The 20,461-nt window shown below is 71.8% G+C and carries 16 protein-coding genes; 12 read left to right on the top strand and 4 right to left on the bottom strand.

From position 1 onward, the window contains the following. Window positions 1–93 precede the first annotated feature (93 nt). Complete coding sequence (locus BOQ63_RS19080; RefSeq protein WP_191093574.1) at window positions 94–915, bottom strand: rhomboid-like protein; 822 nt, start codon at window positions 913–915, stop codon at window positions 94–96. A gap of 562 nt (window positions 916–1,477) precedes the next feature. Here BOQ63_RS19080 and BOQ63_RS19085 point away from each other — a divergent pair. The 7 genes from BOQ63_RS19085 (at window position 1,478) to BOQ63_RS19115 (ending at window position 12,090) form a co-directional block, all read left to right on the top strand. Continuing rightward, complete coding sequence (locus tag BOQ63_RS19085; RefSeq protein WP_094742879.1) at window positions 1,478–2,215, top strand: response regulator transcription factor; 738 nt, start codon at window positions 1,478–1,480, stop codon at window positions 2,213–2,215. Window positions 2,216–2,293: 78 nt separating this feature from the next. Then, window positions 2,294–3,424, top strand: coding sequence for a sensor histidine kinase (locus BOQ63_RS19090; protein ID WP_030282149.1), 1,131 nt, complete (start codon window positions 2,294–2,296; stop codon window positions 3,422–3,424). Between the two features lie 287 nt (window positions 3,425–3,711). After that, window positions 3,712–7,446, top strand: coding sequence for a multifunctional oxoglutarate decarboxylase/oxoglutarate dehydrogenase thiamine pyrophosphate-binding subunit/dihydrolipoyllysine-residue succinyltransferase subunit (locus BOQ63_RS19095; RefSeq protein ID WP_150475992.1), 3,735 nt, complete (start codon window positions 3,712–3,714; stop codon window positions 7,444–7,446). Window positions 7,447–7,707: 261 nt separating this feature from the next. Beyond that, complete coding sequence (locus BOQ63_RS19100; RefSeq protein ID WP_051746759.1) at window positions 7,708–9,675, top strand: serine/threonine-protein kinase; 1,968 nt, start codon at window positions 7,708–7,710, stop codon at window positions 9,673–9,675. Between the two features lie 50 nt (window positions 9,676–9,725). Then, window positions 9,726–9,908 (top strand): DUF6104 family protein, encoded by a 183-nt coding sequence (locus tag BOQ63_RS19105; RefSeq protein ID WP_030282154.1) that lies wholly within the window; start codon window positions 9,726–9,728, stop codon window positions 9,906–9,908. Window positions 9,909–10,112: 204 nt separating this feature from the next. Next, on the top strand, window positions 10,113–11,036 hold the full coding sequence (locus BOQ63_RS19110; RefSeq protein WP_030282157.1) for a DUF4097 family beta strand repeat-containing protein: 924 nt from the start codon (window positions 10,113–10,115) through the stop codon (window positions 11,034–11,036). A 1-nt stretch (window position 11,037) separates the two neighbouring features. Beyond that, on the top strand, window positions 11,038–12,090 hold the full coding sequence (locus tag BOQ63_RS19115; RefSeq protein WP_030551313.1) for a PadR family transcriptional regulator: 1,053 nt from the start codon (window positions 11,038–11,040) through the stop codon (window positions 12,088–12,090). Between the two features lie 72 nt (window positions 12,091–12,162). On the opposite strand, the gene BOQ63_RS19120 is transcribed toward BOQ63_RS19115, so the two are convergent. Then, a complete protein-coding gene (locus BOQ63_RS19120; protein WP_030282159.1) occupies window positions 12,163–13,125 on the bottom strand; it encodes a zinc-binding dehydrogenase in 963 nt (320 codons plus the stop codon). A 125-nt stretch (window positions 13,126–13,250) separates the two neighbouring features. Continuing rightward, window positions 13,251–14,444 (bottom strand): NAD(P)-dependent malic enzyme, encoded by a 1,194-nt coding sequence (locus tag BOQ63_RS19125; protein ID WP_030282160.1) that lies wholly within the window; start codon window positions 14,442–14,444, stop codon window positions 13,251–13,253. A gap of 585 nt (window positions 14,445–15,029) precedes the next feature. Between BOQ63_RS19125 and BOQ63_RS19130 the strand changes: the two genes are divergently transcribed. From BOQ63_RS19130 to BOQ63_RS19150, 5 genes are all read left to right on the top strand, one after another. Further along, window positions 15,030–15,959, top strand: coding sequence for an ABC transporter substrate-binding protein (locus BOQ63_RS19130; RefSeq protein WP_030282161.1), 930 nt, complete (start codon window positions 15,030–15,032; stop codon window positions 15,957–15,959). A gap of 450 nt (window positions 15,960–16,409) precedes the next feature. Beyond that, window positions 16,410–17,339, top strand: a complete 930-nt coding sequence (locus BOQ63_RS19135; RefSeq protein WP_046386089.1) for an ABC transporter substrate-binding protein — start codon at window positions 16,410–16,412, stop codon at window positions 17,337–17,339. A 37-nt stretch (window positions 17,340–17,376) separates the two neighbouring features. Beyond that, window positions 17,377–18,351 carry an amino acid ABC transporter permease gene (locus tag BOQ63_RS19140; RefSeq protein WP_046386090.1) on the top strand — a complete coding sequence of 325 codons (975 nt, stop codon included), beginning with the start codon at window positions 17,377–17,379 and terminating at the stop codon, window positions 18,349–18,351. A gap of 38 nt (window positions 18,352–18,389) precedes the next feature. Further along, on the top strand, window positions 18,390–19,142 hold the full coding sequence (locus BOQ63_RS19145; RefSeq protein ID WP_030282169.1) for an amino acid ABC transporter ATP-binding protein: 753 nt from the start codon (window positions 18,390–18,392) through the stop codon (window positions 19,140–19,142). A gap of 115 nt (window positions 19,143–19,257) precedes the next feature. Beyond that, on the top strand, window positions 19,258–19,845 hold the full coding sequence (locus BOQ63_RS19150; RefSeq protein WP_030282171.1) for a CGNR zinc finger domain-containing protein: 588 nt from the start codon (window positions 19,258–19,260) through the stop codon (window positions 19,843–19,845). 23 nt (window positions 19,846–19,868) lie between these two features. Here BOQ63_RS19150 and sodX read toward each other — a convergent pair whose 3' ends face one another. Continuing rightward, window positions 19,869–20,231 carry a nickel-type superoxide dismutase maturation protease gene (sodX, locus tag BOQ63_RS19155; protein ID WP_050367129.1) on the bottom strand — a complete coding sequence of 121 codons (363 nt, stop codon included), beginning with the start codon at window positions 20,229–20,231 and terminating at the stop codon, window positions 19,869–19,871. Window positions 20,232–20,461 lie beyond the last annotated feature (230 nt).

Raw genomic sequence — 20,461 nt, forward strand, 5'->3', positions numbered from 1 at the left:
GTTCGCCGTGGGCGAACATCGGGGTCACCGGAACGGCCAGGAGGAGGCCCCGTCAAAAGGAGTGGGAAAGAACGGCCCAAGAGGACCCCGGCGTCAGCGCGCGGTGGACGGGCGGGCGCCGGCCCGCACCGCCGCCGCGGCCGAGGAGGCGGCGGAAGCCGCGGAAGCCGCGGTGGCGGCCGTCCGGGCCTGCGCCTCCCGGGCGCGCGACCGCGGCGGGCGCCGCTCGATCCGCCGCAGCCAGCGCGACAGCACCACCCCGGTGAGCACCGCGGCCGGGTGCCCCACGGCCGTGACCACGTCCTTCTCGGTGGCGATCTGCTGGGCGATCATCAGCCCGACGCCGCCCAGCGCCAGCGCCCGCCCGCGCCAGGGCAGCAGCCCTGCCACCGCGCCCAGGCAGGCGAGCACGCCGTAGCTGACCCCGATGTCCAGGTGGTCCATCGCCTCCGGCGCCATCCGCCCGGCCTCCACCGCGGCGATCACCACGCCCTGGGAGAGCAGCGTGGCCGCCACGTGCCCGATCGCGAACACCGCCGCGGCCCGGCCGGTGCCGACCCTGCGCTCCAGCGGCGCCAGGGTGAAGGCGAAGCCCCACAGGTAGGGCATCCACACCTCCCCGGCCACCCAGAACCCGCTGAGCACGAGGGCGCGCAGGGGGTGCTGGAGCAGGTTGTGACCGTCCGAGCTGGAGGCCTCCTGGAGGCGCTGGACGAGTTCCGGATCGGCGAGCCCGGCAAAGGTGGTGGTGGCTCCCACCACGGCCAGATATCCGAGGGTGAAGGGAGTGCGCCGGGGCGTCGGCACGCGTTCCAGCAGCCATTCGAAGACGCCGGCGCGCAGTCCGTACCGCAGCATTCCGTACGGCGCACCCGCGGACGCACTCCGGACGACCGCCCGCCGCAGTCCCGCCATGCCGCCTCCGCTCCCCGCCCGCCGACACCGGTGCTCGCAGGCGCCCAACGTACCCGCGCGTGCGCCGGATTCCGCCCGGCGGGGCGTTGTCGTGCCCACGGTACGTCGAGGTTCTGAGAGGCAGCTGAGAAAAGCCCGTGAAGACCGTCGACGCGAAAACCCGCCGGATTCCCGGCATTGGTCCAGACCTTCTTCGCATTAACGCGTCAGTAGGGCCTCTGACCGGCGTCTTGGCGTCAACTGGACTGCATACGTACCGTTACGCAGAGAAAATTCGCCGGGTAAGGTATCGGCCCGTGCCCACTCAAGCGGTGGGTCCACGGGCGGCCGGACAGCCGGCCCACGGGCCGGAAACGTCCGGTCCACCTGCCGGAAAGCATCCGCTGTCCGTACGCTGCGAAGTGCGTGGGAGACGTGGACGGGAGACCATCCGTCCGCACAACTCCCAGGCGCGCGACGGGACGGCGGACCCGGCACAGTCCACGACGGAACAAGACTACGAGCGGAGCCCCGCCATCCCCACAGGTGGCCGGCCCGCAGCCCTGGGGGCGGTGGCGTGACCGTGACAGAAATTCAGCAGGACAACCCCAACACCGGTGGCACGGTGAGCAGTCAGCGCAGAGTGCTGGTGGTGGAGGACGAACCCACGATCGCCGAGTCGATCGCGGCCCGACTGGGCGCGGAGGGGTTCAAGGTCGCCGTGGCCCACGACGGCCCCGGCGCGGTGGACGGCTTCCACACCTGGCAGCCGGACCTGGTGGTCCTGGACATCATGCTGCCCGGCTTCGACGGCCTGGAGGTGTGCCGCCGGATCCAGGCCCAACGCCCGGTCCCGGTGCTGATGCTGACCGCCCGCGACGACGAGACGGACCTGCTGGTCGGCCTCGGCGTCGGTGCCGACGACTACATGACCAAGCCGTTCTCGATGCGCGAACTGGCCGCCCGGGTCAACGTGCTGCTGCGCCGCGTCGAGCGCGCCCAGCAGGCCGCCCGCACGCCCGCGCTCGGCAGTCTGCGCTTCGGCGAGCTGGAGATCGACCACGTCCAGCGCCGGGTCCGGCTCGCCTCCGGCGACGTCCACCTGACGCCGACCGAATTCGACCTGCTGGCCTGCCTGGCCGCCCAGCCGCGCGCGGTGCTCACCCGCGAGCAGCTGCTGGCCGAGGTGTGGGACTGGACCGACGCGTCCGGCACCCGCACCGTCGACAGCCACGTGAAGGCGCTGCGCCGGAAGATCGGCGCCAGCTGGATCCGCACCGTGCACGGCGTCGGATACGCACTGGAGGCCCCGCTCTCCTGACGGGGCCCCGGGCGACGGGCCACCGGGGGGCCCGTGTCCGGCACCGCCGTGACACCACGCGGGGATCACAGGGACCTGATGACCTTTCCACAGCAACGCAACGGGGACGCCGACGGCGCGCGCCCGCAGACGCTGGCCGCACGCGCGGCCAGCCGGGTCTGGGCCGACATCCGTCCGCTCGACCCGGTCCGGTCGATCAAGGGCAAGCTCGCCCTGCTGGTGATCGTCTCCGTGTTCCTGGCCACCGGGATGGTGGTCGTGGCGATCCGGTCCGAGACCCAGATCCGGATCATCATGGTCTTCTCCATGATCGCCTCGCTGCTGTTCATGCAGTTCCTCGCGCACGGGCTGACCGCCCCGCTGCGCGAGATGACGGCCGCCGCCCGCGCGATGGCCTCCGGCGACTACAGCCGCCGGGTCGAGGTGAACTCGCGCGACGAGATCGGCGAGCTCGCCGCCGCCTTCAACGGCATGGCCGCCGACCTCCAGGCCGCCGACCGGCACCGCCGCGAGCTGGTCGCCAACGTCTCGCACGAGCTGCGCACGCCCATCGCCGCGCTGCGCGCCGTGCTGGAGAACGTGGTGGACGGCGTCGTGCAACCCAATCCCGCGACCCTGGGGGCCGCACTGGAGCAGACCGAGCGGCTCGGCCGCCTGGTCACCCACCTGCTGGACCTCTCCAAGATCGACGACGGCGTGGTCGACCTGGACGCCCGCCCCTTCGAGGTGCGCGAGTTCCTGGACGGCGTGCTGCGCGGGGTCACCGTGGACGGCGCGACGGCCGGCGGGGCGTTCTCCCGGCGCGGCGACGTCCGACTGGCCCTGGAGGTCAGCCCGGCCGGCCTGACCGCCGTGGCGGACCCGGAGCGGCTCCACCAGGTGGTCGCCAACCTGGTCGACAACGCCTGCAAGCACTCCCCGCCCGGCGGCACCGTGACGGTGCGCGCGAGACCGGACGGCGAGGACGGCGGCCTGCTGCTGGAGGTCCAGGACGAGGGTCCGGGCATCCCGCCGGCGGACCGCGGCCGGGTCTTCGAGCGGTTCAGCCGCAGCGGCACCGCGACCGCCTCCGGCCCGGGCGCCGACGGCGGCACCGGACTGGGCCTGGCGATCGCCCGCTGGGCGGTGGACCTGCACGGCGGGCGGATCGCCGTCGCCGAGTCGCCGCGGGGCTGCCGGATCGAGGTCCGGCTGCCCGGACAGCCCTGAGCGGGCCAGGACATTTGTCACAGATCCGACACAGACGCACACGAAGATCGTCTGCGGATTACTCTGGGTCTTTGTCCGTTTTCGCCCCGCTTTGGGGGGCGATCGGGCCCGATCGGTTCCCCTCAGATACGGCTTTCTAACGTACTTTTTCAGCCAATCTGCAGGTCAGGACTGTGATCTGGGCGACGCCTGGGGCCCGGGGACTGCGCGATCACTGGTCAGGGGCGTAGCCTTAATCCCCGCTGTCCAAACATCCCAAAAGGAAGCGGAAGAGGGCGGTTGCCGCCGTGTCGCCACAGTCCCCTGAAACCCCCAACAGCTCGGCAAGCTCCACTGGCTTCGGCCCCAATGAGTGGCTCGTCGATGAGATCTACCAGCAGTACCTCCAGGACCCGAACTCGGTAGACCGAGCCTGGTGGGACTTTTTCGCCGACTACAAGCCCGGTACCGAGGTGACCCCAGTGACCCAGGCCGCGACCCAGGCCGGCCCCACGCCGACCCCTGCCGCTGCCCCCGCGCCCGCCGCTGCTGCTCCGGCCGCACCCGCGCCCGCCGCCCCGGCCGCCCCGGCCGCTCCGGCCCCGGTTGCCGCTCCGCTCGCCGCCGCGCCCGCCGCGCCCCCGGCCCCCAAGGCCGCCGCCACCGCCCCGGCCCCGGCCGGCCCCGAGCTGGTCCAGCTGCGCGGCCCGGCCAAGGCCGTCGCCGCCAACATGGACGCCTCGCTGGAGGTGCCGACCGCGACCTCGGTCCGCGCCGTCCCGGCGAAGCTGTTGATCGACAACCGCATCGTCATCAACAACCACCTGCAGCGCGCCCGCGGCGGCAAGGTCTCCTTCACCCACCTGATCGGTTACGCCCTGGTCCAGGCCATCAAGGCCGCCCCGGGCATGAACCACAGCTACAAGGTGGAGGACGGCAAGGCCTTCCTGGTCAAGCCGGAGCACGTCAACCTCGGCCTGGCGATCGACCTGGTCAAGCCGAACGGCGACCGCCAGCTGGTCGTCGCGGCCATCAAGAAGGCCGAGACCCTCGACTTCTTCGGCTTCTGGCAGGCCTATGAGGACATCGTCCGCCGGGCCCGCGCCAACAAGCTGACCATGGACGACTTCACCGGCGTCACGGTCTCGCTGACCAACCCCGGCGGCATCGGCACCGTGCACTCCGTGCCGCGCCTGATGCAGAACCAGGGCACCATCGTCGGCGTCGGCGCCATGGAGTACCCGGCCGAGTTCCAGGGCTCCGCCCCGGAGACCCTGTCCCGTCTGGGCGTCTCCAAGATCATGACGCTGACCTCGACCTACGACCACCGCGTCATCCAGGGCGCGGCGTCCGGCGAGTTCCTGCGCGAGATCCACCGCCTGCTGCTCGGCGAGAACGGCTTCTACGACGAGATCTTCGAGTCGCTGCGGATCCCGTACGAGCCGGTCCGCTGGGCGACCGACGTCGCCACCACCCACGACGACGAGGTCAACAAGACCGCCCGCGTCATGGAGCTGATCCACTCCTACCGGGTCCGCGGCCACCTCATGGCCGACACCGACCCGCTGGAGTACAAGCAGCGCAAGCACCCCGACCTGGACGTCACCACCCACGGCCTCACTCTGTGGGACCTGGAGCGCGAGTTCGCGGTCGGCGGCTTCGGCGGCCAGAAGATGATGAAGCTCCGCGACATCCTCGGCCTGCTGCGCAACACCTACTGCCGCACCGTCGGCATCGAGTACATGCACATCCAGGACCCGAAGCAGCGCAAGTGGCTGCAGGAGCGCCTGGAGAAGCCGTACGCGAAGCCCGAGCGCGAGGAGCAGCTGCGGATCCTGCGCCGACTGAACTCGGCCGAGGCCTTCGAGACGTTCCTGCAGACCAAGTACGTCGGCCAGAAGCGCTTCTCGCTGGAGGGCGGTGAGTCGCTGATCGCGCTGCTGGACGCGACCATCGACGCCGCCGCCGAGCACCGCCTGGACGAGGCCGTCATCGGCATGGCCCACCGCGGCCGCCTGAACGTGCTGGCCAACATCGTCGGCAAGCCGTACGGCAAGATCTTCGGCGAGTTCGAGGGCAACCTCGACCCGAAGTCGATGCACGGCTCCGGCGACGTCAAGTACCACCTCGGCTCCGAGGGCACCTTCACCGGGCTGGACGGGGAGACCATCAAGGTCTCGCTCGCCGCGAACCCCTCCCACCTGGAGACGGTCGACCCGGTCGTCGAGGGCATCGCCCGCGCCAAGCAGGACATCCTGGACCAGGGCGGCACCACCTTCCCGGTGCTGCCGATCCAGATCCACGGCGACGCGGCCTTCGCCGGCCAGGGCGTCGTCGCGGAGACCCTGAACATGTCGCAGCTGCGCGGCTACCGCACCGGCGGCACCGTGCACGTCGTGGTGAACAACCAGGTCGGCTTCACCGCCGCCCCGGCGTCCTCGCGCTCCTCGATGTACTGCACCGACGTGGCCCGCATGATCGAGGCCCCGATCTTCCACGTGAACGGCGACGACCCGGAGGCCGTGGTCCGCGTCGCGCGGCTCGCCTTCGAGTTCCGCCAGGCGTTCCACAAGGACGTCGTGATCGACCTCATCTGCTACCGCCGCCGCGGTCACAACGAGGCCGACAACCCGTCGTTCACCCAGCCGCTGATGTACGACCTGATCGACAAGAAGCGCTCGGTGCGCAAGCTGTACACCGAGGGCCTGATCGGTCGCGGCGACATCACCATGGAAGAGGCGGAGCAGGCGCTCCAGGACTTCCAGGGCCAGCTGGAGAAGGTCTTCGCCGAGGTCCGCGAGGCGGCCCAGGCTCCGGCCGACACCACCACGGGCAAGCCGGTCGCCGACTTCCCGGTCTCCATCCAGACCGGCATCTCCCAGGAGATGGTCAAGCGGATCGCCGCCTCGCAGGTCAACTTCCCGGACTGGCTGACCGTCCACCCGCGCCTGCTGCCGCAGCTGCAGCGCCGCGCCGCCTCGGTCGAGGACAACACCATCGACTGGGCGATGGGCGAGACCCTCGCCATCGGCTCGCTGCTCATGGAGGGCCACCCGGTCCGCCTGGCCGGCCAGGACAGCCGCCGCGGCACATTCGGCCAGCGGCACGCCGTCCTGATCGACCGCAAGACCGGCGAGGACTACACCCCGCTGCAGTACCTCACCGAGGACCAGGCCCGCTACACCGTCTACGACAGCCTGCTGTCGGAGTACGCGGCCATGGGCTTCGAGTACGGCTACTCGCTGACCCGCCCGAACGCGCTGGTCATGTGGGAGGCGCAGTTCGGCGACTTCGTCAACGGCGCGCAGACCATGGTGGACGAGTACATCGCCTCCGCCGAGCAGAAGTGGGGCCAGCACTCCGGCGTCACCCTGCTGCTGCCGCACGGCTACGAGGGCCAGGGCCCGGACCACTCGTCCGCCCGCCCGGAGCGCTTCCTCCAGCTGTGCGCGCAGGACAACATGACGGTCGCCATGCCGACCCTGCCGTCGAACTACTTCCACCTGCTGCGCTGGCAGGCGCACAACCCGCACCACAAGCCGCTGATCGTCTTCACCCCGAAGTCGATGCTGCGTCTGAAGGCCGCGGCGAGTGCGACCGAGGAGTTCCTGTCGGGCTCGTTCCGCCCGGTCATCGGTGACACCACCGTCGACCCGGCGCAGGTCCGCAAGGTGGTCATCACCTCCGGCAAGTTCTACTACGACCTGGCGGCGGCCCGGACCGAGCGCGGCATCACCGACACCGCGATCGTCCGCATGGAGCGGCTGTACCCGCTGCCGGTGGCCGAGCTCCAGGAGGAGCTGGCCCGCTACGGCGACAACGTCCAGTTCGTCTGGGCGCAGGAGGAGCCGGCCAACCAGGGTGCCTGGCCGTTCATCGCGATGAACCTGGTCGACCACCTGCAGGTCGTCATCGGCCGCAGCGGCGGCGACGCCCGTCTGCGCCGCGTCGCCCGCACGGCGGCCTCGTCGCCGGCCGTCGGCTCGGCCAAGCGGCACGGTGCCGAGCAGCAGGCGCTGATCGAGGAGGTCTTCGCGCTCTGACGCGCTGAGACCCCCCGCACCGCCGACACGCCCGCGGCCCCCGTCCCCTCACCGAGGGAGCGGGGGCCGCGGGCGTCGTCGTGCCGCGGGCGCCGTGTCGTGCCCCGGCAAAGGTCGCAGCTCTGCAACCAAACGCGGACCGGCCTGCGCGGTTTCCTGACGGATCGATAGGTTATGCCTCGCCGGTTCGCCGCCGGGCGCCGGTCCCTGCGCCCGCGAGCCGGCCGAACGACCTCATCGCTCATCCCAGGGGGATCACCAATGACCGCCGACACGCCGCACCCCGGCAAACTGCCTCCGGTCTTCCAGCCGCTCCTTCCGGACGACCCCCGGGAGGTCGGCGGCTACCGGCTGTTCGCCCGGCTCGGCGCCGGCGGCATGGGGCGCGTCTACCTCTCGTACACGCCCGGCGGGCGTCCGGTGGCGCTCAAGGTGGTGCGCTCCGAGTTCGCCGAGGACGGCGAGTTCCGCCGCCGGTTCGCCCAGGAGGTCAGCAACGCCCAGCGGATCCACGGGCTGTACACCGCCCAGGTGATCGACTCAGGCGGCCTGGACTCGGACGCCCCGTGGCTGGTCACCGCGTACGTGCCCGGCCCGTCCCTGCAGCAGGTGGTGCGGGAGCACGGCGCGCTGCCGGTGCGCACCGTGCTGCTGCTGATGGGCGGCATCGCCGAGGCGCTGCAGGCGATCCACAGCGTCGAGGTGGTCCACCGCGACCTCAAGCCCGCCAACGTGCTGGTCGCCGGGGACGGACCGCGGGTGATCGACTTCGGCATCGCCCGGGCCGCCGACGCCACCGCGCTGACCGGCACCGGCTACCGGATCGGCTCCCCCGCCTTCATGGCCCCCGAGCAGGCGCAGGGCCGCGCGGTCACCCCGGCCACCGACGTCTTCGCGCTGGGCGCCCTGGCCGCGTACGTGGCCGGCGGCACCCCGCCGTTCGGTGACGGGCCGGACACCGCGGTGCTCTACCGGGTGGTGCACGAGGAGCCGGACCTGACGGCCGTCCCGGCGGACCTCCGCGAGCTGGTCCAGCGCTGCCTGGCGAAGTCGCCGGAGGACCGCCCGAAGCCGGCCGAGATCATCCAGGCCGCCCGCAACCACCCGGAGGTCGGCGGCCAGCTGCGGTTCGGCGAGGACTGGCTGCCGCGGCAGGTCAACACCGAGATCACCCGGCGCTCCGACCTGCCCAGGACGCCCCCGGCTCCGCTGCCGGCCGCCCCCGCGACCCCGCCGGCGCCGGCGGCCCCGGCGGCTCCCCCGCAGCCGGTCGGCGCGCCGACCCACCCGGGCACCGTCCCGGGCCGGCCGCCGCAGCACCCGGCCACGCCCCCGTCCGGCTTCGCCCCGCCGCCGCTCGGCGCGTACGGCGCCCCGCAGCCTCCCACCGAGACGCCGACCGCACCGGTGCTGCCCGCCCCGCCGACCGTCCCGCTCCGGGCGCAGCCGCCGTCCTTCGACACCCCGCCGCCCGGCCCGGTGGTCACCGCCGCCGCCCCGGCACCCGAGGCGGACGCCAAGCGCAGGGGCGGCGTCTCCTGGAAGGTGCTGGTGACGGTCGCCCTGGTGATGGCGGTCGGCGGCACCGCGGGCGGCGTGGTGCTGATGAAGAAGCTGGACGACGGCGGGAAGGGCAGCAGCAGCAACAGCGCGACCCGGCAGGGCGGCGGCAGCAGCAGTCCGAACCCGGCCCCCGCCCTGGACGGCACCTCCCCCGCCCCGACCACCTCCGCCCCCGGCGTGCCGGTGTCCGCGGCGCCCTCGAAGTCCGGCCCCGGCACCGTCTCGGCCCCAGCCCGGCCGGTCGGCTACACCCTGGTGCTGGACAAGAAGGCGCTCTCGATCCCGGCCGCCGAGTACTCCTCGGACGCGTACCGGATCGACCTGAACGCCGGCACCGTGGTGCCGCACAACGGCTCCGGCGACCTGAAGTGGGGCCTGGGCGTCACCAACACCGGCAGCGGCAGCAAGGCCAACTCCTTCGAGAGCGCGGGGGACGAGAAGTCGGACTTCGCCGTGATCACCGAGTCGACGGTCACGGCCGAGCAGTGCGCCGCCGCGATCGACTCCCGGCCGGACACCGACCTGACGTACAACCGGGTCGCGCCCGGGCGGCTGCTCTGCATCCGCGACCGGGACAGCCGCAACATCGCGATCGCCGCGATCACCGCCGCCGACCCGACCACGGGTGCCGCCTCGGTGACCGTCAGCACCTGGCGGGCCGGCTGACCGGCGGGTCTATCCTGGCCAGGTCAATCCCCACCGGACCGGAGCGAACCGTGTACTTCACCGACCGAGGCATCGAGGAGCTGGAGAGCCGGCGCGGCGAGGAGGAGGTCAGCTTCGAGTGGCTGGCCGAGCGCCTGCGCGAGTTCGTCGACCTCAACCCGGACTTCGAGATCCCGGTCGAGCGGCTGGCCACCTGGCTGGCCCGGCTCGACGACGAGGACGACGACGAGTGACGTCCTGACCCGGTGGCGACGGCCGCCGGACCGAGGGCCCGGGAGGCAACCGCCTCCCGGGCCCTCCGCGTGTCCCGTAGGGGGCGGCTCCGGGTCGGCTCCGGGCCCGTCCCGGGGCCGAACCGCTTGCTTTTCCCGGCACGCGATATATCGTCTTTGAAAGAGAACGCGATACATCGCGATCCGCGACGGGAGGCGGCAGAGATGAGCCAGTGGACGATCGACGGGCCGGGCAGGACCATCTTCGAGGACGCGGTCCGCGCGCTGCACGTGCGCGTCATCGACGGCACCGTGAACGTGGTCGCGGCCGAGGGCCCGGCCCGCCTGGAGGTCACCGGCCTCAAGGGCGAGGCGCTGCACGTGACCCTGGTCGACGGGGTCCTCACCGTCACCTACAAGGACATCAACAGCTGGGGCGAGTTCGGCGACTGGATCAAGTCGGTCGGATCGGTCCGCAACTTCTTCGACTCCTTCAAGCGCAAGCGCTCCGTCGACGTCACCCTGACCGTCCCGGCCGGCACCGACGTCAAGGTCGGCACCGTGTCGGCGCACTCCACCGTGACCGGCGTCGTCGGGCACGTCTCGGTGCAGGCCGCCAGCGGCGACACCACCCTGGCCGGGGTCACCGGGCGGATCGACGCCAGCACCGTCACCGGCGACGTCGACGCCCAGGCGGTCGGCGGCCAGCTCAAGGTCAACACCGTCTCCGGCCAGCTCACCGTGATCGCCGGCACCGCCGACCGGGTCCAGGCCAACACCGTCACCGGCGCCGTCACCCTGGACCTCGACGTGGCCGGCGAGACCGACGTCAAGGTCAACACCGTCAGCGGCCCGGTCGTGGTCCGGATCCCCTCGCTGGCCGACGCCACCGTCGAGGCCGGCTCCACCAGCGGCGACGTCTCCAGCACCTTCGACGAGCTCAAGATGAGCAGCACCTGGGGCGCCAAGAAGATCTCCGGGCAGCTCGGCGAGGGCCGCGGCAGCCTCAACGTCACCACCGTCTCCGGCGCGGTGACGGTGCTGCGCCGCCCCGACACCGAGGACGACGCCCCGGTGGTGGCCAAGGAGCTCCCCGCCTCCCCCGGCGACGACCGGCCCGCCGGCCCCGACCTCACCAAGGAGGCCTGAGATGACCCCCGTGTTCGGCCACGGCCGGCTCCGGCTCTACCTGCTGAAGCTGCTGGACGAAGCCCCGCGGCACGGCTACGAGGTGATCCGCCTGCTGGAGGAGCGCTTCCAGGGCCTGTACGCGCCCTCCGCCGGCACCGTCTACCCCCGGCTGGCGAAGCTGGAGCAGGAGGGCCTGGTCAGCCACAGCACCGAGGGCGGCCGCAAGGTCTACCGGCTGACCGACGCCGGGCGGGCCGAACTCGAAGCCCGGCAGGGTGAGTTGGACGAGCTGGAGCTGGAGATCCACGACTCCGTGGCACAGCTCGCCGGGGCGATCCGGGAGGACGTCCGGGACAGCGCCAAGGACCTGCGCGAGGAGCTGTGGCAGGCCGCCAAGCAGGCCCCCCGGCCCGGGCGCGACACCGGGTCCGGGACCGGCGGCGACCCGTGGGCAGGCCCCTGGGGCGACAACGAGTCCTGGCAGCGCGCCAAGGAGGAGTTCGCCCAGTTCAAGCGGCAGGCCAAGGAGCAGGCCAAGCGCGCCCGGGAGCAGGAGCGGGCCGCCAAGGCCAAGGCGAAGGCCGCCGAGGAGGAGGCCCGCCGACTGCGCGAGCAGGCCAAGGCCTCCCGCACCGCCGCCCAGCAGGAGGCGCTGCGGATCAAGCGCCGGGTCGAGCAGCAGGTGCGCGAGCACGCCGCGAAGGGAGACTGGCCGACCGGGCTGGCCGAGGGCCTGTCCGAGCTGACCAAGGGCCTGGCCGGGCTGGCCGACGCCGCCCGCTGGGGCCACCCGACGGCGGAGGAGCAGGCCGAACCGGCCGATCGGACCACCGTGACCCGGATCGACCTGGACAAGGACCAGGACGCGACGGCCACCCCCGCCGACCTGCCGCCGTGGGCGCGCACCGACCCGGCCGGGGAGCCGTCCCGCGAACTGGAGCGGCTGCTCGACCGCTTCCGCGACCAGGTCCGCGACGCGGCCCGGGACGGCGGGGTGAACGCCGACCGGCTGGCCGAGGCCAGCTCGGTGCTGGGCGCGGCCGGCGAGCGGCTGAAGCGGCTGCTCGGCTGACCCGAGCCGCGGCCTGGTGTCCTCCTCCGGGGACACCGGGCCTTCACGCGTCAGGGGTCGAGCACGACCGCGTCAGGGGTTGAGCACGACCTTGCCGAAGACATCGCCCTTGGCGAGCCGGGCGAAGCCGTCCCGGGCCTCGGACAGCGGCAGCACCGAGTCGATCACCGGACGGACCCCGGTGTTGGCGCACAGCGCCAGCAGCCCGGCCAGCTCCTCCTTGGTGCCCATGGTCGAGCCCACCACCTTGAGCTCCAGGAAGAAGATCCGGTTCAGCTCGGCGGCCTTCGGGCTGGGGCCGGAGGTGGCACCGGAGATGACGACGGTGCCACCCGGGCGCAGCGACTTCACCGAGTGCGACCAGGTCGCGGCGCCGACCGTCTCCATCACCGCGTCCACCCGCGAGGGCAGCCGGGCGCCGCTCTCGAAGGCCGCGTCCGCGCCGAGCTCGACCGCCCGGCGGCGTTTGGCCTCGTCCCGGCCGGTGACCCAGACCCGCAGGCCGGCCGCCTTGCCGAGGACGATCAGCGCGGTCGACACCCCGCCGCCGGCGCCCTGCACCAGAACGGTGTCACCGGGCTTGACCCCGGCGTTGGTGAACAGCATCCGGTAGGCCGTCAGCCAGGCCGTGGGCAGGCAGGCGGCCTCCTCGAAGCTCAGCTCGGCGGGCTTGGGCAGCAGGTTCCAGGTCGGCACGGCCACCTGCTGGGCGAAGGTGCCCTGGTAGCGCTCGGTCAGGATCGACCGGGGCTCGTTCGGGCCCACCCCGTGGCCGGTCTGGCCGATCACCGAGTGGATGACGACCTCGTTGCCGTCCTCGTCGACGCCGGCGGCGTCGCACCCGAGGATCATCGGCAGCTTCTCGGCGGGCAGGCCGACGCCGCGCAGCGACCACAGGTCGTGGTGGTTGAGGCTGGCGGCCCTGACCGTCACCACGCTCCAGCCGGGGCGGGCCTGCGGCTCGGGGAGTTCACCCAACTCCAGGCCGCTGAGCGGGTCGTCGGCGTCGATACGGGCGGCATAGGCAGCAAACATGCCCCGGACACTAGCCGGGACGGCCGAGGCCGGGAACCACGCGTACGTGTGACGCGTGTCCCGGCCTCAGGCTGGTCGGTCCCCCTCGGGGGGCCACCCCTCGATCCCAGGGGTCGGTCAGGCCGTCAGATCCGCGCCACGCCCTCGGCGCGGGCGGCCTCGGCCACGGCCTTGGTGACCGCCGGGGCGACCCGCTCGTCGAACGGCGAGGGGATGACCTTCTGCGGCGTCAGCTCGTCGGCCACCACACCGGCCAGCGCCTTGGCGGCGGCCAGCTTCATGCCCTCGGTGATCCGGGAGGCCCGCACCTGCAGGGCACCGGCGAAGATGCCCGGGAAGGCCAGCACGTTGTTGATCTGGTTCGGGAAGTCGCTGCGCCCGGTGGCGACGACCGCCGCGTACTTGTGGGCCACCTCGGGGTGGATCTCCGGGTTGGGGTTGGCCATCGCGAAGATGAACGCGCCCTCGGCCATGGTCGCCACGACGTCCTCCGGCACGGTGCCGCCGGAGACGCCGATGAACACGTCGGCGCCGGCCAGCGCGTCGGCCAGCGAGCCCTTGAGGGCGGAGCGGTTGGTCTGCTCGGCGATCTCGGCCTTGACGTCGGTCAGGTCCTCGCGGCCCTGGTGGACGACGCCCTTGCGGTCGCAGACGGCCACGTCGCCGATGCCCGCGGCCACCAGCATCTTGGCGATGGCGATGCCGGCCGCGCCCGCGCCGGAGATGACGGCCCGCAGCGAGCCGATCTCCCGGCCGGTCACCGCGGCGGCGTTCCACAGGGCGGCGGTGGTGACGATCGCGGTGCCGTGCTGGTCGTCGTGGAAGACCGGGATGTCCAGGGCCTCCTGGAGCCGGCGCTCGATCTCGAAGCAGCGCGGGGCGGAGATGTCCTCCAGGTTGACGCCGCCGAAGGACGGGGCCAGCCGGACCACCGTCTCGACGATCTCGTCCACCCCGGTGCAGGCCAGCGCGATCGGCACCGCGTCCACGCCGCCGAACTGCTTGAACAGGATGGCCTTGCCCTCCATCACCGGGAGCGAGGCCTGCGGGCCGATGTCACCGAGGCCGAGCACCGCGGTGCCGTCGGTGACCACCGCGACGGTGTTGGACTTCCAGGTGTAGTCGTTGACCAGCTCCGGCTGCTCGGCGATGGCCGTGCAGACCCGGGCGACACCGGGGGTGTAGGCGAGGGACAGGTCGTCCGCGTCGCGCACCGGCACGGTCGCCCGGATCTCCATCTTGCCGCCGCGGTGGAGCGCGAAAACGGCGTCGACCGGATCGTCGGTGTCCTGGGTGCTGCTGATGATCTCCGCTGCCACGATGACCTCTTCGTCATTGTTCTGGCGAGGTGCGCGGCCGACGGGCAGAGCGGCCCCGTCCGGAAGCCGGAAACCGGGTACGCCGAAGCGGACCCGGGGGCGGGGTGGGGCGCTGCCGTCGGGTGGCGCCCTCGGATGAGGGTTTTTATGGGGTCTTGTCTTGATCCGCGTTGTGCTACCGGGCCGAGCGTAGGTCGGACGGAGGCATCGCACCTATGCCTTTTCGTCCTCGTCACGTGCCGTTCACCGCCGTGCTGTCGCGTCGAACTGGGATCCGACGTCGGAAGCGCCGGGCCCCGGCGGCGGCAACGGTGTGGCGGCACGCGCACCCGCAGGAGTGAACGCAGACCCGTTGGGGAGTCGGCGCCCCGGATACGGAGCCACGTGATGACTTCCGGTCCCGGGCGCCCGAACCTGTCGGGGCTCGTCGGTCTGGTTCGAGCGTTCGGGGATCACCCGGTACCGAATTCTGACACACCCGGGGCCGGGCCCGGCAGGGTGGGATGGCAAGATCGCATGTCGCCATTCCGCGTACACGAGCGCGGCACCGCGGCGACCGCGGTCCGCCCCCCAGGAGCAGCCCTCATGCCTCACCTCCTCCATGCCCGCCGTCCGGCCTTCGCCGGAGCCGCCCTGGCCGCCGCCGGAGCCCTGCTGCTCACCGGGTGCGGCGGTGGCGGCGGGCAGGCCGCCGCGAGCGACCCGGTCAAGGACGTCCGCGCCAAACTGCCCAAGGCCCAGCGCTCGGCCGGAGTGCTGCGCATCGGCATGGACGTCAACTACGCGCCGGTGGAGTTCCGCGGACCGGACGGCAAGCCGACCGGGCTGGACCCGGACCTCGCCGCCGCCCTCGGCCGGATCCTCGACGTGCGGGTCGAGTTCGTGGACACCCCGTTCGACAAACTGATACCGGGCCTGCAGGGCAAGCAGTTCGACGTGGCGATGTCCGCGCTCAGCGACATCCGCCAGCGCCGCGAGGGCCTGGACGAGAACGGCAAGCAGGTCAACCCGGGCGTGGACTTCGTGGACTACTTCATCGCCGGCGCCTCGATCGTCGTCCCGAAGGGCAACCCCAAGGGGATCCGGACCATGGACGACCTGTGCGGCCGCACTGTCGCCCTCCAGCAGGGCACCAACCAGGACGACATCGTCACCCGGCAGACGGCCGTCTGCGCCCGCACCGGCCGCCAGCTGACGGTGCACCGCTTCGACGAGGACGCCAAGGCGCTGGCCGAGGTCTCCTCCGGCGCCGCCGCGGCCGGCCTGAACGACTTCCCGGTGGCCGCCTACGCGGTGAAGACCACCGACGGCGGCAACCGCTTCGAGGTGGCCGGCACCCAGTCCACCTCCAACCCGTACGGGATCGCGGTGCGCAAGGGGGACACCGAGCTGCGCGACACCCTGTCCAAGGCGGTGGACCAGCTGATCCGCAGCGGCGAGTACGACAAGATCCTCGCCAAGTGGAACGTGAGCGCCGGCGCGGCCCAGAACGCGGTGGTGAACGGGGGCATCTGAGCCCGCGCCGGTGGGCCGCCCCGTCGGGTGGGCGACCCGGCGGGGCGGCCGGGCAGAGTACAGGCAGATCTGCATACTTATACGCAGGGTGACAGGGGCACGCGATCCGTCCGAATAGCGGACAGCGCGAGGGCTTGTTATCCGATTTTGATCTGAATGAGGGCCATCTGACTGTCCTCAGATGGCAGGATTCCCCCCATCTCGGATCGAGCCGGCCACTGGTCGAGGCGGTTCAGGTCGACGTCCACCTCGGCGGAGGGTGGCGGAAGCAGTACCCGGCACCACCCTGGGCGGCCCCCGTATGCCCAGGCAACTGCACCACCGGCAACGCCCGTACGACGACGTACAGCGACATACCCACCCGTACGGCTCCGTACGGCCAGCTGCCCCGGTGCGCCGCTCCCGCGGCGCGCTCCGCCCGATTTCTCTCCCCAGGAGGAGATCCCCCTCATGACCGCCCGCACCCAGCGCACCCGCCTCCTCGCAGCCGGCGTGGCCGCCGTGTCCGTGTCCCTCGTGCTGTCCGGCTGCAGCAGCAGCAAGAGCAGTGAGGGCGGCGGCGCCCCCAACGCCTCCGCGACCGTCAACGCGGTCAAGGCCGACGACAAGCTGGTCGCCCTCGTCCCCGCGGACGTCAAGTCGGCCGGGAAGCTCGTGGTCGGCGCGGACGCCTCGTACGCCCCGGACGAGTTCAAGGACGACAGCGGCAAGGTCATCGGCATGGACGTCGATCTCGCCGACGCCATCGCCGCCAAGCTCGGCCTGAAGGCCGAGGTCCAGGACTCCGGCTTCACCGCGATCATCCCGGGCATCCAGTCGAACAAGTTCCAGCTCGGCATGTCGTCCTTCACGGACAACAAGGAGCGCGAGCAGGTCGTCGACATGGTGACCTACTTCAACTCCGGCAGCGCCATCGCGGTCAAGAAGGGCAACCCCAACAAGATCGACCCGAAGGACCTCTGCGGCAAGAAGGTCGCCGTCCAGACCGGCACCACCCAGGCCGACGAGATCAAGGACACCCGCAACCCGGACTGCGCCAAGGCCGGCAAGCCGGGCATCCAGAACGACGGCGACAAGTTCGACCTCCAGACGGACGTCACCAACGCCGTGGTCTCCGGCCGCGACGACGCGATGATGGCCGACTCCCAGGTCGTCGACTACGCGATCAAGCAGTCCGGCGGCCAGCTGGAGAAGCTCGGCGACACCTACGGCGTGGCCCCCTACGGCGTCGCCCTGGCCAAGGGCTCCAAGCTCACGCCGGCCGTCCAGGGCGCCATCCAGTCGCTGATCGACGACGGCACCTACAAGCAGATCCTCACCAAGTGGGGCGTCGAGGCCGGTGCCCTCGACAAGTCGACCGTCAACGGCGCCGTCAGCTGACCTCTCGTACGCTTCATCTCTCCCCCGAGGCCACACCGTGAACTCTCTGGACAAGGGGGCGGCGGAGAAGGGACGGCCTGAGACCATCAAGGCCGTCCCGGTTCGCCACCCCGGACGCTGGGCGGGCGCTGTCGTCATCGCCCTGCTCGCGGCAATGCTGCTGAGCGCCCTCTTCACCAACCCCGCTTTCAAGTGGGACATCGTCGGGCAGTACCTGTTCCACGACAGCATCATGCACGGCCTGCTCGTGACGCTGGAGCTGACCGCCCTCTCCATGCTCATGGGTGTGGTCGGCGGCATCGTCCTCGCGGTGATGCGCCTGTCGCCGAACCCGCTGCTGGCCGGCACCGCCTGGGTCTACATCTGGGTCTTCCGCGGCACCCCGGTGCTGGTGCAGCTGGTGTTCTGGAACTTCCTCGGCCTGATCTGGGCCAAGCTGTCGATCGGCGTCCCGTGGGGACCGGAGTTCTGGTCCGAGCAGACCAACGTCCTGATCCCGACCTTCGTCGCCGCGCTGCTGGGCCTCGGCCTCAACGAAGCCGCCTACATGGCGGAGATCGTCCGCGGCGGCATCCAGTCCGTCGACGAGGGCCAGACCGAGGCCGCCCACGCGCTCGGGATGAGCCGGTTCCAGACCATGCGGCGGATCGTCCTGCCGCAGGCCATGCGGGTGATCATCCCGCCGACCGGCAACGAGACCATCTCGATGCTGAAGACCACCTCGCTGGTCTCCGTGATCTCCCTGGAGGAGATCTTCCGGGCCGGCCAGGTCATCTATTCCCGGAACTACCAGAACATCCCGCTGCTGATCGTCGTCAGCCTCTGGTACCTGTTCTTCACCTCGGTGCTGACCATCGGCCAGTACTACATCGAGCGCTACTACGCCCGAGGCTCCAACCGCACCCTCCCGCCCACCCCGCTGCAGCGACTGCGGGGCCTGTTCGCCGGGAAGCCCACCCCGAAGACGAACGCCGACGTCGTCCCGGGCCTCGAGGGAGGTGGTCACGTATGACCGAGCTGAGCAAGACCCCCGCCGCCTCCGCCGAGCCGATGGTCCGCGCCGAGAACGTGCACAAGTCCTACGGCCCGGTCGAGGTGCTCAAGGGCATCGACCTGGAGGTCAGGCAGGGAGAGGTGTTCTGCCTCATCGGCCCGTCCGGCTCCGGCAAGTCGACCTTCCTGCGGTGCATCAACCACCTGGAGAAGATCAACGGCGGCCGCCTCTGGGTGGACGGCGAGCTGGTCGGCTACCAGCAGCGGGGCGACAAGCTCCACGAGCTCAAGGACCGCGAGGTCGCCCTGAAGCGGCGCGACATCGGCATGGTGTTCCAGCGCTTCAACCTGTTCCCGCACATGACCGCCATGGAGAACGTCATCGAGGCGCCGGTCCAGGTCAAGGGCGAGACCAAGGCCGCGGCCCGGGAGCGCGGGATGGCCCTGCTGGAGCGGGTCGGCCTCGCCGACAAGGCGGGGAACTACCCCTCGCAGCTCTCCGGCGGCCAGCAGCAGCGCGTGGCGATCGCCCGCGCACTGGCCATGAAGCCCAAGCTGATGCTCTTCGACGAGCCCACCTCGGCGCTCGACCCGGAGCTGGTCGGTGACGTGCTCGACGTCATGCGCGGCCTCGCCGAGGAGGGCATGACGATGGTGGTCGTCACCCACGAGATGGGCTTCGCCCGCGAGGTCGGCGACGCGCTGGTGTTCATGGACGGCGGTGTGGTGGTCGAGTCCGGCAACCCCCGCGAGGTGCTCACCAACCCCCAGCACGAGCGCACCAGGGCCTTCCTCTCCAAGGTGCTCTGAGCCCGTACGGTCGGCGCCCGGCAGACGACTTCCTGCCGGGCGCCGCCGTTTTCCCCAGCCGGGTAATAGGCTGGAAGCAGTCAGCCCGTTACCGATGATTCCTGGAAGGACCGCCGTGGAGCTCGCCTCGTACGCCGATCTCGCCGTTCGGCTGGTGAACACCGAGGAACCCGAGCGCGGCACCGACACGCTGATCTCGGTGGACGCCGTGCGCGCCCTGTTCTCCGACTCCGCCCGTGCCGCCGCGCTGGCCGACGAGTCCGACGTGCCCCGGCTGCGGGCGGTGCGGACCAGGCTGCGCGGGGTCTTCGAGGCCGCCGCCGAGGGCGACGAGGTCCGGGCCGTCGACCTGCTGAACAGCCTGCTGATGGAGTACCCCGTCAGCCCGCTGGTCTCCGGGCACGACTACCCGGACGACGCCGGCCGGCCGCGCTGGCACCTGCACCTGGCCGACAACTCGCCCACCGCCACCGCGCACTTCAGCGCCGTCGCCTGCATGGGCCTGGCCGTCCACCTCACCGAGCTGGGCGCCGACCGGCTCGGCATCTGCCAGGCCGCGCCGTGCCGCAACGCCTACCTGGACACCTCGACCAACCGCTCCCGCCGCTACTGCTCCGACCGCTGCGCCACCCGCGCCAACGTCGCCGCGTACCGGGCCCGCAAGCGCCAGGAGGCCGAGGCCGCCCTGCACCCGGGGAACTAGCCGGGCCAGCCGGGCCTTTCGGGTCAGACCTCTTCGACCCACACGCCGAGGCGGCGGGCCAGGCCCGGCAGCCGGGACAGCCGGGGGCCGAGCAAAAGCCGCTCCAGCCCGCGGCCCGGCGCCAGCCAGGCCGGGCTCGGACGCAGCCGCAGCAGCACCCGGCCGAGCACCAGCTCGTCCGGAACCGGGCCGTAGCTGCGGCTGTCGCTGTCCACCGGGCGGTTGTCGGACAGCACCCACCAGCCCTTCGGTCGGCGCTCGGCGGCCCGCTTCACCACCAGCAGGTCCTGCTGGAAGGGGTGCCGGAACAGCACCACCGCGCCGGGCCGGATCGGCGCGCCGTAGCGGACCAGCAACTGGTCGCCCTCGCGCAGGGTCGGGACCATCGACGGGCCCGCCACGTCGACCAGCCCGAACGGCACCACGCCGCCCGCGCCGCCCTGCGGTTCCGTGCTCCGCGCCACGACTCCTCCTCCTGGACCGCCCGCCCCCAGTCTGCCGCACGGACCGTCACCGTTCGATGTCCGGATTACCCCGGTTACAGGTCCGCCTTTTGCCCTACGCCCACCGCCCGGCCGCGAAACCCGGAGGCCGGAAGGGTAGTCTCGGGCGCGGG

This window comes from Streptomyces viridifaciens (genome assembly GCF_001888885.2).
GTDB lineage: Bacteria > Actinomycetota > Actinomycetes > Streptomycetales > Streptomycetaceae > Kitasatospora > Kitasatospora aureofaciens.

Coding starts and splice junctions, on each gene's coding strand:
- BOQ63_RS19080 (WP_191093574.1), bottom strand. CDS start 915: ATGGCGGGACTGCGGCGGGCGGTCGTCCGGAGTGCGTCCGCGGGTGCG.
- BOQ63_RS19090 (WP_030282149.1), top strand. CDS start 2,294: ATGACCTTTCCACAGCAACGCAACGGGGACGCCGACGGCGCGCGCCCG.
- BOQ63_RS19100 (WP_051746759.1), top strand. CDS start 7,708: ATGACCGCCGACACGCCGCACCCCGGCAAACTGCCTCCGGTCTTCCAG.
- BOQ63_RS19110 (WP_030282157.1), top strand. CDS start 10,113: ATGAGCCAGTGGACGATCGACGGGCCGGGCAGGACCATCTTCGAGGAC.
- BOQ63_RS19115 (WP_030551313.1), top strand. CDS start 11,038: ATGACCCCCGTGTTCGGCCACGGCCGGCTCCGGCTCTACCTGCTGAAG.
- BOQ63_RS19120 (WP_030282159.1), bottom strand. CDS start 13,125: ATGTTTGCTGCCTATGCCGCCCGTATCGACGCCGACGACCCGCTCAGC.
- BOQ63_RS19130 (WP_030282161.1), top strand. CDS start 15,030: ATGCCTCACCTCCTCCATGCCCGCCGTCCGGCCTTCGCCGGAGCCGCC.
- BOQ63_RS19135 (WP_046386089.1), top strand. CDS start 16,410: ATGACCGCCCGCACCCAGCGCACCCGCCTCCTCGCAGCCGGCGTGGCC.
- BOQ63_RS19145 (WP_030282169.1), top strand. CDS start 18,390: ATGGTCCGCGCCGAGAACGTGCACAAGTCCTACGGCCCGGTCGAGGTG.
- sodX (WP_050367129.1), bottom strand. CDS start 20,231: ATGGTCCCGACCCTGCGCGAGGGCGACCAGTTGCTGGTCCGCTACGGC.